This is a genomic window from Spartinivicinus poritis (genome assembly GCF_028858535.1).
Classification (GTDB): Bacteria; Pseudomonadota; Gammaproteobacteria; order Pseudomonadales; family Zooshikellaceae; genus Spartinivicinus; species Spartinivicinus poritis.
This window is the reverse complement of the sequence record NZ_JAPMOU010000005.1, coordinates 186,439-202,306: the sequence shown is the minus strand read 5'-3', so window position 1 is coordinate 202,306 and position 15,868 is coordinate 186,439. Positions and strand designations below refer to the sequence as shown.

The 15,868-nt window shown below is 39.3% G+C and carries 16 protein-coding genes; 4 read left to right on the top strand and 12 right to left on the bottom strand.

Annotated elements, in window-relative coordinates:
- Positions 1–153: 153 nt before the first annotated feature.
- From phnX to ORQ98_RS06485, 3 genes are all read left to right on the top strand, one after another.
- Positions 154–999 (top strand): phosphonoacetaldehyde hydrolase, encoded by an 846-nt coding sequence (gene phnX, locus ORQ98_RS06495; RefSeq protein ID WP_274687973.1) that lies wholly within the window; start codon positions 154–156, stop codon positions 997–999.
- 922 nt (positions 1,000–1,921) lie between these two features.
- Positions 1,922–4,996 carry an ExeM/NucH family extracellular endonuclease gene (locus ORQ98_RS06490; RefSeq protein WP_274687972.1) on the top strand — a complete coding sequence of 1,025 codons (3,075 nt, stop codon included), beginning with the start codon at positions 1,922–1,924 and terminating at the stop codon, positions 4,994–4,996.
- A gap of 168 nt (positions 4,997–5,164) precedes the next feature.
- Positions 5,165–5,899 (top strand): MIP/aquaporin family protein, encoded by a 735-nt coding sequence (locus ORQ98_RS06485; RefSeq protein ID WP_274687971.1) that lies wholly within the window; start codon positions 5,165–5,167, stop codon positions 5,897–5,899.
- A 108-nt stretch (positions 5,900–6,007) separates the two neighbouring features.
- Here the strand turns inward: ORQ98_RS06485 and ORQ98_RS06480 are convergent, their stop codons facing one another.
- Positions 6,008–6,337, bottom strand: a complete 330-nt coding sequence (locus tag ORQ98_RS06480; protein ID WP_274687970.1) for a DMT family transporter — start codon at positions 6,335–6,337, stop codon at positions 6,008–6,010.
- Between the two features lie 404 nt (positions 6,338–6,741).
- Between ORQ98_RS06480 and ORQ98_RS06475 the strand changes: the two genes are divergently transcribed.
- On the top strand, positions 6,742–7,290 hold the full coding sequence (locus ORQ98_RS06475; protein ID WP_274687969.1) for a hypothetical protein: 549 nt from the start codon (positions 6,742–6,744) through the stop codon (positions 7,288–7,290).
- Between the two features lie 19 nt (positions 7,291–7,309).
- Here the strand turns inward: ORQ98_RS06475 and ORQ98_RS06470 are convergent, their stop codons facing one another.
- The 11 genes from ORQ98_RS06470 to ORQ98_RS06420 form a co-directional block, all read right to left on the bottom strand.
- The gene (locus ORQ98_RS06470) at positions 7,310–7,666 is read right to left on the bottom strand and encodes a hypothetical protein (RefSeq protein ID WP_274687968.1); all 357 of its coding nucleotides are present in this window, start codon (positions 7,664–7,666) and stop codon (positions 7,310–7,312) included.
- A gap of 47 nt (positions 7,667–7,713) precedes the next feature.
- Positions 7,714–7,992: a DUF6471 domain-containing protein gene (locus tag ORQ98_RS06465; RefSeq protein ID WP_274687967.1), complete on the bottom strand. Its 279-nt coding sequence runs from the start codon at positions 7,990–7,992 to the stop codon at positions 7,714–7,716.
- 6 nt (positions 7,993–7,998) lie between these two features.
- Positions 7,999–8,877: an aldolase/citrate lyase family protein gene (locus ORQ98_RS06460; protein WP_274687966.1), complete on the bottom strand. Its 879-nt coding sequence runs from the start codon at positions 8,875–8,877 to the stop codon at positions 7,999–8,001.
- A complete protein-coding gene (locus ORQ98_RS06455) occupies positions 8,874–9,986 on the bottom strand; it encodes a cysteine protease StiP family protein (RefSeq protein ID WP_274687965.1) in 1,113 nt (370 codons plus the stop codon). The genes ORQ98_RS06460 and ORQ98_RS06455 overlap by 4 nt, the downstream gene beginning before the upstream one ends.
- An 18-nt stretch (positions 9,987–10,004) precedes the next feature.
- Positions 10,005–10,751, bottom strand: a complete 747-nt coding sequence (locus ORQ98_RS06450) for an HAD family hydrolase (protein ID WP_274687964.1) — start codon at positions 10,749–10,751, stop codon at positions 10,005–10,007.
- 2 nt (positions 10,752–10,753) lie between these two features.
- Positions 10,754–11,887 (bottom strand): phosphoribosyltransferase domain-containing protein, encoded by a 1,134-nt coding sequence (locus ORQ98_RS06445; protein ID WP_274687963.1) that lies wholly within the window; start codon positions 11,885–11,887, stop codon positions 10,754–10,756.
- Positions 11,888–11,981: 94 nt separating this feature from the next.
- On the bottom strand, positions 11,982–12,560 hold the full coding sequence (locus tag ORQ98_RS06440) for a TerD family protein (protein WP_274687962.1): 579 nt from the start codon (positions 12,558–12,560) through the stop codon (positions 11,982–11,984).
- Between the two features lie 49 nt (positions 12,561–12,609).
- Positions 12,610–13,182, bottom strand: a complete 573-nt coding sequence (locus ORQ98_RS06435; protein WP_274687961.1) for a TerD family protein — start codon at positions 13,180–13,182, stop codon at positions 12,610–12,612.
- Between the two features lie 59 nt (positions 13,183–13,241).
- Positions 13,242–14,273 (bottom strand): TerC/Alx family metal homeostasis membrane protein, encoded by a 1,032-nt coding sequence (locus ORQ98_RS06430; RefSeq protein WP_274687960.1) that lies wholly within the window; start codon positions 14,271–14,273, stop codon positions 13,242–13,244.
- A 25-nt stretch (positions 14,274–14,298) separates the two neighbouring features.
- On the bottom strand, positions 14,299–14,757 hold the full coding sequence (locus ORQ98_RS06425; protein WP_274687959.1) for a tellurite resistance TerB family protein: 459 nt from the start codon (positions 14,755–14,757) through the stop codon (positions 14,299–14,301).
- Between the two features lie 15 nt (positions 14,758–14,772).
- Positions 14,773–15,855, bottom strand: a complete 1,083-nt coding sequence (locus ORQ98_RS06420) for a TerD family protein (RefSeq protein WP_274687958.1) — start codon at positions 15,853–15,855, stop codon at positions 14,773–14,775.
- Positions 15,856–15,868: the final 13 nt, after the last annotated feature.

Genomic DNA, 15,868 nt, shown 5'->3' with positions numbered 1-15,868 from the left:
CGGCTACACTATCTTAAAGCCTTCATGACTTTTTACTAGGAGTATTACTTGTACTGTGACTAAACTGATTGGTAGGATAAGCCCAACACTAAAATAGGTTATTTGTCGTCTGCCGGACGCTGTAGCAGTCGCTAACTAATAAGGAACATAATAATGCAGGAGCAACCAAAGAGTTACAGCAATCAGCGCAAATACATTGGCAAAGTCCAAGGCGTCATCTTTGATCTCGCTGGTACTCTCATCGACTTTGGCGCAATGGCACCAGTAGAAGCATTGCAAGCAACATTTGCTGATCATAATATTGACTTGCCTGAACCACTTCTCCGTCAACTCAATACTTCTGATTACCAGCAACAGTTAAAACAGTTGCTAGATGAAGGAATGGTGAGTGAAGCCTGGTCAAACCAATATGGTCGACTACCCAGTCATGAAGATTTAGAAAATTTACAGCAGCAGTTTATTCCTCATCAGATCCAGTCTATTTTAAATCATGCCGACTTAGTACCGGGTGCCATTGAATTAGCGAAGCAATTACTTAAACAAGGCATTAAACTAGGTATCAATACAGACTACAGTCGCAGTCTAGTAGCAGACTTACTGCCAGAATTACACAACAAAGGGGTAACTACAACCAGTGCTGTGTGTGCTAATGAAGTATCCCGTGGCCGCCCTTATCCTCATATGAGTTTGAAAAGCGCTATTGAACTAGACGTTGAACATATCCATGCTTGCGTTAAAGTTGATGATACAGAATCTGGCATCGAAGAAGGCTTAAATGCTGGCATGTGGACAGTTGCAGTGGCAGTCAGCGGCAATAAAATAGGTAAAAGCCTCGAAGATTGGCAAGCCCTCGATAATACTCAGCAAGATACGTTAAGAAGCGCAGTAACTATTCAACTGTATCGCACTGGTGCGCACTATGTTATTGACACTATTAAAGATCTTCCCGCTTGCCTAACAGATATAGAGCAACGGCTGAAACGAGGAGAGAAACCTTAAAACCATTCTTTGAGTTCACTGATTACCTTCTCTAATCTACCAAGTATTACCCACTGGCTAATACTTGGTAGATTACAATACCTGACATTGCCTACCTTCAAGCTAAAACACTCAACTAAGCTTACCATACGTCACAGCTATTACGATTTTTTATTTTTAATACACACTACTATTTTTAAAAATAATAATGCTCCAACTCAATCACTCTAATTAGTACGCGCAATTTACTTCGACTTAAGTCTAAACAGACAACAGCAAAAAATAGTTTACTATAAAAAATAAGAATAATTTAATTCATAGATAAAATAGACAGATAATCAACCAATATAAATTTAAGCGGCCCAATATTAGTCATCAGTTATTAAGCATTAAAATAATTAAACCAAAAGAATGCTAAATAACCCCCAACAAAACCTGACCGATTGAACAGTTTTTTTTGCAGATTAATTAGTAAACACAAAAGTATATTTATAGTTTCTTATATAATTAACGTTTTTTATCTACACCCTAATGTAAAGCAATAAAAAAGTTGCCAAAAAATAAAAGACAATGCTAAGGTTGCCCATCAAATTGGTACGCAAATCATGCGACTTTTTTTGCAATGTTATACGAAGTGCCGTGATGCCTATGATATCCGTTAATCTTTATTAAATATATACAGCATACACTAGATACTTGTAGTGTTAACACAACACACAACCCTTTACTTACTATCTATTATTTACCAATAGCAAATAGTCGTTTGTTCATTTTCTATCGCAAAAACAATCAACTTAATGGTGTAAAACATTTCGTTACAGCCCCTGCTAATCACCTAATAGCAAACCAATCCTGGCTGTAGAAGTGAAGCGAAATAAAAAGCATTCACAGCGCTAAAGAACGCCACTATAACCAACAATAACGTAATATAAGAGAAGACCCTATGCCTAAACTCTACAAACCATTAATTGCAGGTCTTGGTGCTTGCCTAAGCCTGCCACTCAGTGCTGAATTAATCATCAGTGAATACAGTGAAGGCAAAAGCTATAATAAGGCAATTGAGTTATACAACCCCACTTCACAGCCAATTAATCTAACTGATTACCAGCTGACGAAATACACCAATGGTGACCCAAATAAAACCGCTACGCTTTCTCTCAATGGTACCCTCGCCGCTAAAACCACCTACGTTATCAGTCATGCAAAAGCAGATAGTGCTATTCAGAGCAAAGCTCAACTGGTCACAAATGACTCAGTAATTAATTTCAATGGAGATGACCCCATTGCATTATTCAATAACCAACAGCTGCTGGACATTATTGGCACCCCAGGTAAACGCAATAATTTTGGTAAAGACCAAGTCATTCAACGCACTATTGGAAAAGCCAGTCAGCAATATCAGTCCATTCAGTGGCAATTTTCTCCTGCAAGCAGCTCTGAGGTAATGGCTGAAACACTAGGCAGTGTTGCCTTTGGCACACCCAGCCAAAACACTATCAGCTGCACAACAGGCGATGTTTCCCTGATAAGCCAGATCCAAGGACCTGGCAAGCGCAGCCCATTCATTCCAGCCGGTAAGCGACAAAGTGATAATAACGTATTGGTAGAAGGCATTGTCACTCAGTTAACTTCCAACCGTTATCAAGGCTTTTTTATTCAGGAAGAAATCTATGATGAAGATGCAGACCCAAACACCTCAGAAGGCATCTTCATTTTTGGCAACCCCACAGTTGCAGTAAATGTTGGCGACAAAGTGCGAGTGCAAGGTTTAGTTAAAGAGCACTATAACGAAACACAACTGGTGTTGAAACAAGCCCAGGTTTGTGCCCAGGCCAATCAACACCAAGACAGTACGCGTATTGTAGAGTTAGCCGCAGATACGTCATTACAAGCACTAGAACCTTATGAAGGTATGCAAGTCCGCTGGCAAGGTGATGCGGCATTAACCGTCACCAAAAACTATGGATTCAACTTTAACAGCCGACGTAATGATATGGTCCTTACTCAAGGTTCCCCCTTATATAAACCAACGCAGTTATTCCCTGCACTGAGCGAAGAAGCTAAGCAGCTGGCAAAAGCAAACCAGCAAAATCAAATCACTATCGAAACTGACCATAAACAACAAAATGGAGTAATTAGCTTTTATCCTCCATTTGAACCTAACCAGTTTTATATTCGTATTGGTGACACTATTGACCAGCTAACTGGAGTCATTAAGTATGCTTATGGTCAATATAGTGTTATTCCTACACAACTGATTGCTGATAATGCCTTTGATCACACTCATTATCCTCGACAAGCAACCCCACCGATCAAACAACACGGCAACTTACGCGTTACCAGCTTCAATGTTCTGAACTACTTTAATCGAGTTGTACCTGAAGCTGCTCCCAACCCTGCCAATAACCAAAATCGGGGAGCCACTAGCTTAGCTGACTTTACGCTGCAACAAACGAAAATTGTCAATGCCTTGATAGCAATGGATGCTGACATTATTGGCCTAATGGAAATTGAAAATAATGGTTTTACTGCAAACAGCGCTATCTATTCGTTAGTCACTGCACTTAACCAAGCCATGAGCAACCCTGACGATCATTATCAATTTATTAAACCCAGCTCTTCAACTTATATTGGTAATGATGCAATTGCGGTAGGCATTTTATACCGCCCTAGCCAAGTTGCTTTAGCAGATACCCCCCATATCGTCACTATGCCCCATCAACAATTCACAGTCACTTCCACTGAAGACAAGCAACGTAATTTTAATAAAGGACAACGTGACAGCTTAATTCAAACCTTTAAAACCCAATCAGGAGAAACATTATCCGTTGTTGTTAATCACTTTAAATCCAAAGGTTCTATGTGCCTTGAAGATTACCTAGAATATGCTGTCGATGGAAAAATACCGCTTGATAGCAGAGGACGGGTCACAGGCAAACCAACTGCTTCTAACTATATTGATGATTTACAAGGCAGTTGTAATGAGTTAAGGGTATCAGCTGCTTATCGGTTAGGTGAATACCTAACACAACATAAGAAATCACTTGGTGATAATATTCTTGTTTTGGGTGACTTAAATGCATACGGCCAAGAGGATCCCCTGCTTACTCTCACCAATTTCCCAGCAAATCAAGCAGCACGCCCAATCAACACAGCAGTTCAAACGGTGTTAGCAGGAAAACCTTGGCAGGCACCTCAAACTGTTACCACAGGTTACGGTTTAATCAATTTAAACACAACACTCCATGGTAATAAGACTTTCAGTTACAGCTATGAAGGCGAGTTAGGTAACTTAGATCATGCGCTGGCTTCGCCAGCATTAGCTAATAAAGTCGTTGATATTGTCGACTGGCATATCAACTCTGTTGAGAACAGCCTGTTTGAATATAGCCGTAAGTATTCTGGTCAACTGCCAAAATCTGATAATTTGTTTAGCGCCTCTGATCATGACCCCATCATTATCGAACTTCAATTTGAGCCTAAACAAGTCATTAAGACAGAGCTCAACCAACTGATAGAGCAAGCCTGGATTGTTTATCAAAGAGTCGTGATTAATGATGTCTGGAACTTTTACCCTTACTCATTGAAATGGTCTCTTACCCAATATTTACTTCAGGCAATGGAAGTCCAAACTGATAAAAAAGCCTCTCAACAACAGGTCGATACAGCAATTGATTACTTACAACAAGTGCTGGATAAAGTTACTCAATTTCGTCCTGTCGTTTACAAATCAGGCTTAGCAGCCACTATTGAAATGGCAAGCTACCAGCTTAACTTATCCAATAAAACACATCCATTGTGGTATTTTCCAGTCAGCGCACAACAAAAGCTGGCTAACCACATCAATCAGGCAAAAGCCATCTACCAGAGCAACAACAGCAGTCAACAACAGGTTAATCGCACTGCTTATAGCCTGACCAAGGTCTTATTTTGGTTCGAACGCCAGCGCCAGCTCCACTGGCGACAACCATGGTCATTAACCATTACAAGCAATAGCAATTGGTTTATTTTCCACTAACCTACCATGGGGGGGGCAAAACGCCCCCTTAACTCTTCGATTTAATAATACCCTTACATTGCTTTTCAATTTTACAACGACTATTTAGTCAAAAATAGCTTGCTATATATTGCCACTTTTTTAATTACCATATCTTTTTTAAAATCAATGTGGTTTGGAGGTATGGATATGACTCCCTTTATAGCAGAGCTGCTAGGGACATTTTTTTTAATCCTATTAGGCAGTGGAGTAGTAGCAAATGTTAGCTTAAATAAAACCATTGGCCATAATAGCGGCTGGATTGTCATTACTTTTGCCTGGGGTTTTGCTGTTTTTACGGGTGTGGTGGTAGCAGGGCCAGTGAGTGGAGCTCATTTAAACCCGGCAGTATCAGTAGGTTTAGCTTTTGCTGGCTTATTTCCTTGGGAAAATCTTGCCAGTTATTGTTTAGCACAAATGATCGGAGCCTCCTTAGGTGCTTTAATTGTCTGGTTGGTGTACAAAGACCATTTTGATGCAACAGAAGATAAAAATACAAAACTCGGCGTATTTTCTACTAGCCCAGCTATTCGCAATCTACCACGTAACTTCTTTTCAGAGTTAGTAGGTACCTTCGCGTTAGTATTTGTCATCTTATATTTTTCTGCTCCTACCCTGCAGTTAAATGATGCTAATACAACCATTGGTTTAGGTTCGCTAGGTGCATTACCTGTCGCTATTTTAGTGGTAGTCATTGGTATGTCGCTAGGTGGCACCACAGGTTATGCGATTAATCCTGCCAGAGACTTAGCCCCACGTATTATGCATGCAATGCTTCCCATTAGTAACAAAGGCACCAGCCAATGGGATTATGCTTGGGTGCCCGTGTTAGGTCCCATAGCAGGTGCTTGCCTCGCCAGCAGCCTGTACTTAGCCTTATCTTAAAAAGTTTGTAGATAATATGGATAAAACTGACTGGCTGGATTGCTCCAGCCTCAGCAACAATTTTGTTTTAATACGACAGCCTAAATAAAAACAACCCAAGCAAAAGGGTCAATGACCCACTGTTCTCGAGAATACATTAATTATAATAACGCCTACAACAATCAATAACATCCCAACTATTGCAGGTAAATCAAGTACTTGTCGATAAACAACCACCCCTACAATAGCAACCAGTACAATGCCAAGCCCAGACCATATTGCATATGCAATCCCAACAGGCATGGTTCTTAACACCAAGGTTAACAAATAAAATGCCAATCCATAACCAATTACAACAATTAAACTGGGAATCAGCTTAGTAAACTCTTCTGATGCTTTTAATGCACTGGTAGCAGCCACTTCGGCCACAATGGCAATAGCTAGATAAACGTATACCATCTATAACTCCTCATTAAAAGAATAAAGCTATTAACCTAACCTCTAAAAAATCTGGAATTTACTCTTCATCAACAACTAAAATTTTAAAAGCAGTCTTCCTATCGCCATACAACAACGGATAATATATTTTTATTACCATCCTGGTACGTGTCACTTTCCATGATACCTCAGTTATGACAGTTATTTAACGATATATTGACACCAACTATAGCAATATTGCCACTACTTATGTTAACAGGAATTTATCATTAAAGGATTATTTAATACTTTGCGGCAGAAAAGACCATTGGATTAAAATCACTGTAGTAGCTCACTAGTTTATATTAATTCATAGAAAAGTTATAAAATAACGCTATCGCTAGCTATACTTTACTACTGACCGTGCAATTTGCGAATAGTATAAAGTGAGTCAAAATGCTATGTTATTAGCTAGCCGTTTTTTTCTTATTAGCTTACTAGCTGTTATCCCAACTAGCTTGGCCTTAGCAACAGGGTCGATTTCTCTATCAGTGACCCTGGATAAGTCTTGGGAGATTCTTGATGCTAATATCCAAAATCAACAAGCCATGGGAAGTCAGGTTGCTTATCACTTGAAGCTAGATCAAGAGGTCATGTTTGAAGCAAATAAGAAAAACACAAATAGCGTTATCGCTATTAGCCTTATTCCTATAGATGCCATTGAAGGCATAACCTCTGCAAAAAACTACCTGCTTAAAAATAAATTACCTGACCCTGACACGCCTTATAATACGGCCACCCAGGCAATCAGTGGTATAGAATTTGACAAAATTAGTACCACTATTAAATATGATCCAACAGTTATAACCCTAGAACAAAGCTATGCGACATTTAAAGATTCCTATATTATAGAAATCTATACTACTTGTGATAAAGATCATCCCTCATGCCAGGAAATAAATAACTTAATTAAAGCTCTCAAGTTCAACAAGTAAATAAGTATATCGTTGCCTTCTATCTAACCACCCACCTCACTAAAGGCACGACAAGGAGTAAGATACCAGCAGTGCTCCACACTTCTTCAGGCAGTAGTTTTTTTGCTCTTATGTTTACTATATTGCCTACTTCAGGCAATACTAACAACACGAGCCCAATACCTGGTAGTAAAGCATAAAGCCCCCATTGTGCTCGATACTCAAATGGGCCTGCTATAACCAAATGAAAAATGGTTAAAGCAGCTAAAATAGTAGCCACTATCAACTGCTTACTACTTGCTAAAAACTCTCTAAGCAACTCGCCTACCAGCCAACAAATCAACAAACAAGCAATTAACGGCAATATAAATACAACTATGGAAAGTGAGATTGACATAAGCTTTAAATAAAACTAGTTTATAGCGTACTCTCGTCTAATCAAGGTTATGGTTGTTCAAATACCTTAACGACTATATTTTCTAACTCATTACTTCTTGGCAATGGTTCTTCCATCGCAAAAAAGGCGGCCAGTAATAGTGATGCTGAAAAGTTACCCCGATTAACTCGATTGGCTAAGTTATTTGGTTCTATATCAATACTCGTTTTTTGTTTAATTAATTCAGCCAAATCTCGAAATGTGAGATTATTTTTCTGCCTAGCCTGCTGAACAAGTGTGGCACAAACTTTATTCCAGGATGACTTATTGATTCGAGAATCTTCCATTTATAGCTATCTCCTATCAATGGCAAGCACTTTCTTTGCCCAATTGATATGAGTGGACGGCTCGCACATTTGCCCATCGGCTTTAAATACAGCTTTATCTTGATGCAGAATAATTTTTTTAGCTAAGTCAAGCTCTTCGTTTTTGACAGAAAGAATTTCCTGAATCAAGTCAACTTGAACAGGATGAATAGCCGTTTTATTAAGAAAACCGTAAGCACGATCAAGCATCAGTTCTTTTTTTAATAAAGGTAAGTTTTTATCATCAATATATTCAAATACTGGTGCTGATAATTGATAACCAAAGGGCCTAAAAGCAGTAATGCAGTTGTCAATGGCAATTCGCACAGGCGTTTCATAAATCGTTACATAGTCGGGTCTTTTTATACCAAGCAGGCTTAATAAGTCGTTGCCCCCTATTCTAAAACAAGGAATGCCGACAGGAAATGTATCAATAAACTTTCGTAATTGGATTAACTCTTGATTATCAAAGGCTATTTCAGTTTCAATGGTTGGCATTAAATAAAAGGCATTTTTACCAGAATCCTCAACAGCTTCTTTATATTCATGTACATTGCTGTGATCAATTTTCGGGATAACAAACCCCTTAATTTGATCAATCGTATCCAGTGCCAGCAAATTAGCTAAAACCTGTGGTGAGCGAGCTCGAATAAATACATTAGTATTGATTTGAGGAAAACTCATCAACAGCTTATTAATATTTTTTAATGCCTCTTCAATTTGAGACTCCGAAATAGCATCTTCTGTACAGAGCACCACTGATCCGGCCTGAGTTGTTGTTAATTTCTGCGCAAGATCAGGTCTGATCGCGGGCATATATAGTGTTGCCCCTAATCGATAATACAGTTGCTCAGCATGTTTTTTCATAGCTGATTCCTTGTTAAATCTTTAATCAAGGCCAATGCATTAAATGGCATGGTGGGATCAAATGCAACGCTAATTTGCTTTTCTTCTGCCAACATTAACAAATGTTCAACATCTTCTTGATGCCTATTTTTTAAAATCAATAAATCAGGAATCCGGCGCAACATGACCCGAGTAGCTTCTGCAATACCTGGTTTCACTTTATTAATATCGGTAATATCATGCGATTTCATAACTTGAGTTAAATACGCTAATACAACCTGATGCTGTCTTTGTTGTAATTGTGGATCGAGTATTTCTGGTGTTTTTAATACAGCTGTATTCAACTGGGTAATTTCACTGGCAACTTCTTCAATAAACCAATTACTTAAATCATGGTTTTGTAAATCATGATAGGTGACACATTGATGAAAGCCCATCACATCTGGGTTACGAATAGTTCTTGAAACCAAGCCCGATACAGTGCTATTTAAAATACCAGAAGGGATCACATAATCATCATAAGTAGCCACATAATGAGCTGTGAAACCAATATCTGATACCACACATAGCTTATCACTGAGTTGGTAGTCTTTATTGTTTATATTCCAGTCTGCTATTGCCTGCTTTAATTCTCGCGTAATCGCGCCTTTTGCCGTCCAACCATCAACAAATACAATAGACTCAGCCTTCACACCACTGGCTTGTAAATACGCCAAAGCCGCTTCATCAATTCCCTTGCCACGAATAATAGAAATAGAATAGTGCTGTACTGAAGAAACACTGCCTAATGCTAATAAAGCACGCTTGAGTAAAATACCAATTGGAGTGCCAGCTCTCGCCAAAGAAACCAACGTAATTGAACGACCAACTGTTTGCTGAAGTAATTTAGCCAGTTGTATAATTTCTGTTGCCAGTCTGTTTTTATATTTAGCTGTTAATTTATAAAAGATCTCAAGATAAGCTTGAGTAGGAGCCTGCTCGATAGATACCATCTGCGAGTAATGGATACCCGATTGTAAACGCTGTTCTTTTTCCTCTACTGTCAGTAACTCTACACCTTCGGCTTCTTGCAAAAGAAACTGACAATCTTCTGGGTGATAGCTGCCTGTTAACAATTGTTGTTGCCCCATACCACTTCCCACTTGTTCTTACTTGTTAAAAGCTTGTTCGGTGATTTGACTGTTTTGTGGCACTACCAGATAATCACAGGCCTTCATAAACTCTATATCACTTAAACTATCCCCTGCCCCAACAAATAATGTATGTTCATCTAGCATTTGATATTTTTGCTTTAAATAATTAACCGCTTTAGCTTTCGAAGCATAAGGTGGCAATAGAGCCATATTTCGACCGTTAATATGAACCCGCGCTCCTTCCAGGCCATTTACCTCATTAATCATAGGTTCTAATAATGAATAGAAGTCCTCTATCTTATTAACGTGATTGTCTACCTTTATACTCACATAGCAGTTTATATCAAAATCAGTAATCACTTTGGTTCGTAATGGTAACTGTTGTTGATCAATTATTACCTGAACCTGCCTTGTCCACTCTGCTAATAGCTCCTGCCATGGAGCCAGCGTTAACTCAATAACTTGCAACCAGCCATTATCAATGGTTCGATCTTGATTAAGCACTAATGCCCCATGATTAATCACTATTTCATGATTAAATGAAAACCGGGTACGACAGAGCGCAGCATAATTTCTTCCTGTTACTGGAATCAATTTACCATCACCCAATAAGTTTATTAATCTATGCTGCTTTTCTGTATAAAACGAAATAACTTGCCCATCTCGATCAACGGCCCCTGGGTGCAGCTTGTCACTGACTGAACACTTCCGCTCCGTTTGTATTAGCGTGTCATCAATATCGGTAAATACAACAAGTGACATCTTTACACCTCGACCAGCTGTTGAATAACAGGGATACAGTCTATTTGATTAGCTAGACCACAGCTCTGATATTGAGCATAGGTTTCATAAGCAATTATTGTCGTACGTTCTTCAGGACGATTATAAACGTAGTTTTCATAACCACCTTCAACGGCAAATACTTCCTTTCGTTTAATTCCATCTCCTTCTAGAATCGGGGAGCGTGTTGTTGACTGAAACACGACATCAAGCCCCTGACTTTCCATCTGTTCTGCCAGCTTATAGGGTTGATATAAAAATTCGCCATAACCTAGCACAGTATATTTGTCGGCCTTAGCCAGATCATCCAATGTAAAAGGCATTCCACTTAACTTATAAAAGCAATTGACCTCTTCATTAAAAGTAATACCTCTACGTATTTCAGCCAATACCGCTTGCTGAGAAATGTGTTGTTGAGCCCTGGCAGGCAAATCACAGGAAAACTCCGTGCTTGGGGTAAAATGGAAGTCTCCTGCCACCAAACAAACAAAGGATACTTCAACACCTGCTAATAACTGCTGTATCTCTGCTTTACGCTGCTCAGATAACCAGCTAACCAGACTAACCCATACAATTTTTTGCAAGTCTTCTACATAATCGATTAACTTTTCTGACAATTGGATCAGAGTATTACCAGTGGTAATTTCATCATCGACTAAAACTGCCGTTTGTACCTGCTTAACTTTCATTTGCTGAGCTGGTTGATAAACAATATGTGCAGGCGCATGACTGTGGCTTTCATCGATACTGAATATAACGGGCACATCGGTTAATTGATATCGTGTGGTATGAGTATACAACAGGTTATATCCTGGTTTTACCAATGCTTCCGCTACGCCTGCACCTAGGCCAGTAGCAGTTTCAGCTAAACCGACTACTAAACAGGCATCCCCTATCAACTGAATTGTTTCAGCCAGATGACCGTAGGTTTTTTTCATTAAGGAGGGCCGACAAGGGATATGTTTACCTAATACTTTTGAAATAAATAAATAGCCACGCTTAGGGTTTTGTCTAGCACCAAAAGTTAGCAAATCAAACAGACTATAGTGCTGACTATTTTGCTGATGATTGATCGTAAAAGCTAGAGCGCCAGACTGAATTTCGACTTTTTCTTCCATGGAGAGGAACAACTTCTAAAGAAAGGAAAAAGAAAGGAAATAGGCGGCTAATGCCGCCTACCTAATGAGTACTAGTCCTTAATGATGAACAGACCTAGCCTACATTAACACCATACTGAGTCGCCATTGACTTTAAGCCACCACTGAATCCTTGACCCACAGCTTTGAATTTCCATTCACCGCCATGGCGATACAGCTCACCAAATAGCATCGCTGTTTCAACAGAGTAATCTTCACTTAAGTCATAACGCACAACCTCTTCATTATTGGCTTCATTCACAATCCGAATAAACGCGTTAGAAACCTGACCAAAATTTTGGTTTCTGGATTCTGCATCGTGAATAGTGACGCCTATGACAATTTTTTGGATCTCAGCTGGAATTTTAACCAAATCAACTTTTACTGACTCGTCGTCTCCTTCTCCTTCACCAGTACGGTTATCCCCCATATGCTCAACAGAGCCACACTGGCTTTTTAGCTGGTTATAGAAAATAAAGTCAGCATCGCTACGTACTTTACCTGAGTCAGTGACCATAAAAATGGAAGCATCAAGGTCAAAATCTGAACCGTCAGTAGCACGAGCATCCCAGCCTAGGCCAATTATAGTGTTAGTCATGCCAGGGGCTGCTTTTTCTAAACTAACATTACCGCCTTTCGATAATGAAACTGCCATTTTCTTTCTCCTATCCTTTTATTGTTACAATTTATTCATACAGTCGGGGTTAGGCTAGCCCATAGGTCTGTAAAAAAGCTGATAATCCACCTGCAAAACCATCACCTTTAGCCACAAAGCGCCATTCACCATCTTTTTTATAGATCTCGCCAAAAATAAGTGAGGTTTCAGTAGAATAGTCTTCTGTCAGATCATAACGGACTACTTCCTGCTGGTTATCATCATTCAGGATGCGAATAAATGCATTTTCTACCAGACCAAAATTTTGCTTACGTTCTTCAGCATTGTGAATAGTCACCACAACCACTAGTTTTTCAACTTCTGCAGGAATACTGGGTAAGGTAACCTTGAGAACTTCATCATCACCTTCCCCTTCACCAGTCAGGTTATCCCCCATGTGTTGTATTGATCCACACGCTGACTTGGTATTGTTATAGAAGACAAAGCCTCCTTCACCAATACCTTTTCCTTCAGTGTTTACCATGAGCAGTGAAGCATCAAGGTCAAATGCAGCACCATCTGTAGCGCGCACATCCCAACCTAAGCCCACATGCATTTTAGTTAAGCCAGGGGCTTCTTTTTCAAGGTTGACACGTCCACCTTTTAATAAACTAATTGCCATGCAATGTTCTCCTTAATTGTGGTTATATCTTTTGCTTAAGAATCAGCAGGTATTGAGTATTACACCACTTCACTTTCTTTTGAGTTTGATTCTTCTTTTTCAGGAAACACAATAGATGCTACAACACCTAATGTTATTGTGCCTAAGACAATGAACAAGCTCAGGCTATGAGAAATTTCAATGCTGAATCCCCAGATATGCTCAGCTGCCTGTGCACACAGCTTAAATGCAATGAAGAATAGAACAAATGCTACTGCTTTTTCCAGATGACATAAATATTTAGCCGCAACAGCTAACATGAAATAAAGATTACGCAAGCCTAGAATAGCAAAGATAACTGCTGCATAAATCAAGAAAGGCTCTTCTGTCACTGCAATAATCGCAGGAACTGAGTCAAATGAAAAAACAATATCACTAATCTCAATACAAATTAAGCATAAAAAGAGTGGTGTTGCATAAAAAGCCGCTTTACCGATCACATTTACACTAGGGTCATTCGCTTTAAGCTTTTCTACCTCACTATGCTTAACAAAAAAATGATTACCACTCAAGCGCGGCAACACAGGAATCAGCTTTTTCGTCCAACGCACTGACCAGTGATTAGAGTAGTCTTCCGTTTCTTCATCATCTCCACCACCTTTCAGCATCATGACAGCTGTCCAGGCAACAATTAAACCAAAAATAAACTCAACCCAGACACTTAAGCCAAATAAGGAAGTTCCTACTGCGATAAAAATTGCTCTAAATACCAAAGCTCCGATAATACCGTAGTAAAGCACTCGGTGTTGCAAAGCACCTTTGATACCAAAAGAGGCAAAAATAGCAATAAATACCATCATATTGTCTACTGACAGTGTTTTTTCCAGCACATAACCAGTCAAAAACAAATCAGCCCATTTGGCGTCATAACGAAGGTATAGATAAGCATAAAAAGCAATGGCCAGTGCAACCCAAAAAACAGACCAACCTAAAGCATCTTTAAATTTTATTTCAGTTGAATTTCGGTGACTAAATAAATCACACCAAACAGAAGCAGTCACTACTACAAACAAAACAACAACTGCTTCCAAAGGGAAACCAAATGATTCCATCGATTACTTCCTGGTTCGGGATTAATTACAACTCAAAATCTGCGGGATTTAACCCCAACTCTACAGCAATCTTCTTGGCAACTGCTTTCTCATCATTATCAAAATCACCATCAGCAGCCGCAATAGCAATAATCAAACGCATAACGGTACGACAAGCGACTTCATTACCTTTAAGCTTATTAAGCGCTTCAAACGCTTTTGACTCACCAATATCTTTATCAAACTCCAGATTCTGAACATGGTCAGAGAAAGTAGACACAACTTCTGTCGTTTTAAATACTTTTAATGCTTCATTACTCTCAATAAATTTGACCATTTTTTGCTTTTCTTCAGCATCAATCGAGCCATCAGCTAAAGCAATGAGAGCAGCCCCACCCGTTGCTGCATTTAAGAAGTTTTTATTCTTAAACTTCATTACATCATCTTTTAGTTCATTCGCTTTTTCTTTTAGTGAGTTTAAAAAGCCACTAAATCCACCTGCCATAATGTAATCCTCTAGTCAGTCTGGGTTTTGTTGTTGTGAACGCCAGGGCAACCCCCACCCATACGCTTGATCCATTGCAACCAATGAATCAAAAAACTCAACGAGCGGGGTGAGCTTATATTGTTGAGCCACTCGTTCTATCATTGCCACGGCACATAATGGTTGATCACAACGATAGGAATTAATATTTATTTGGTCTAATTTGTTAAAATCAATGCTGGCACCCAATTTATTCCATTGGCTTAACCCTTCTAAAATAAAGCAGTAAACTAAAATACGATAAGATTTATGCCAGTATTGAGTATTCAGCTGTAACTGTTGAGCGCGCTGCTCTTCATTGCTCAGCGCCTGAATATATGGCACACCATAATAGGATCCTCGCTCTTCACCGTAAGACTGAACTAAACCTCGCTGTCCATTACTCAACTCATAAAATGCACCAATCCGCATATCATTAACCGGATTAAAATCAAGTACATTATTCATGGGGTCATGGGGGTTGAGCTGGTTGTCCCAAGTGAGTGTAACCAGTAAATCTTCTGCTGAGATGGGATGAAGCACTTGTTTATTTTGTTGTGCAGATACCTGTGATTTTGCTTTATCTATCACTCCACCAGTGTTTGCTGTTGATGCAGGCTCAGTTAGGGAAATGTTATACTGCTTTTCAAGCTGAACAATCCCATCATTAAAGCCTTGGCAAACAGATCGAACTTTCCAACTTCCCTGATGGCGATAAAGCTCTGACACAATTAATAACGACTCATCACGATTGTTAGCGAGGTCAGTCTTCACCTCAAACAGTGACTGGTCAATAAGTGTATCGGTATAGATGACGGTTAGCTGACTTACCAACGTCGCCAAACTAACATCACCATAGGCGACGAACTTTATTTTATTAACTTGATCGGGCAACTCGAATGGCTGAATCAACCAAGTCATTTCATTCGTCTGATTGATACCTGTGCATTTTTCCTGAATAACCTGCTGCTGCTCATCGAGTACTAAACTCAACCACTTGACCCCCATATTACCTTCAACACGAAGGGTCACAATAGGATTATCAACTTTTGCATTTTGCCCAGGTATCAATGACTGCATGTCAGCGAATTCA

Coding starts and splice junctions, on each gene's coding strand:
- phnX (WP_274687973.1), top strand. CDS start 154: ATGCAGGAGCAACCAAAGAGTTACAGCAATCAGCGCAAATACATTGGC.
- ORQ98_RS06490 (WP_274687972.1), top strand. CDS start 1,922: ATGCCTAAACTCTACAAACCATTAATTGCAGGTCTTGGTGCTTGCCTA.
- ORQ98_RS06485 (WP_274687971.1), top strand. CDS start 5,165: ATGACTCCCTTTATAGCAGAGCTGCTAGGGACATTTTTTTTAATCCTA.
- ORQ98_RS06480 (WP_274687970.1), bottom strand. CDS start 6,337: ATGGTATACGTTTATCTAGCTATTGCCATTGTGGCCGAAGTGGCTGCT.
- ORQ98_RS06470 (WP_274687968.1), bottom strand. CDS start 7,666: ATGTCAATCTCACTTTCCATAGTTGTATTTATATTGCCGTTAATTGCT.
- ORQ98_RS06465 (WP_274687967.1), bottom strand. CDS start 7,992: ATGGAAGATTCTCGAATCAATAAGTCATCCTGGAATAAAGTTTGTGCC.
- ORQ98_RS06460 (WP_274687966.1), bottom strand. CDS start 8,877: ATGAAAAAACATGCTGAGCAACTGTATTATCGATTAGGGGCAACACTA.
- ORQ98_RS06455 (WP_274687965.1), bottom strand. CDS start 9,986: ATGGGGCAACAACAATTGTTAACAGGCAGCTATCACCCAGAAGATTGT.
- ORQ98_RS06450 (WP_274687964.1), bottom strand. CDS start 10,751: ATGTCACTTGTTGTATTTACCGATATTGATGACACGCTAATACAAACG.
- ORQ98_RS06445 (WP_274687963.1), bottom strand. CDS start 11,887: ATGGAAGAAAAAGTCGAAATTCAGTCTGGCGCTCTAGCTTTTACGATC.
- ORQ98_RS06440 (WP_274687962.1), bottom strand. CDS start 12,560: ATGGCAGTTTCATTATCGAAAGGCGGTAATGTTAGTTTAGAAAAAGCA.
- ORQ98_RS06435 (WP_274687961.1), bottom strand. CDS start 13,182: ATGGCAATTAGTTTATTAAAAGGTGGACGTGTCAACCTTGAAAAAGAA.
- ORQ98_RS06430 (WP_274687960.1), bottom strand. CDS start 14,273: ATGGAATCATTTGGTTTCCCTTTGGAAGCAGTTGTTGTTTTGTTTGTA.
- ORQ98_RS06425 (WP_274687959.1), bottom strand. CDS start 14,757: ATGGCAGGTGGATTTAGTGGCTTTTTAAACTCACTAAAAGAAAAAGCG.
- ORQ98_RS06420 (WP_274687958.1), bottom strand. CDS start 15,855: ATGCAGTCATTGATACCTGGGCAAAATGCAAAAGTTGATAATCCTATT.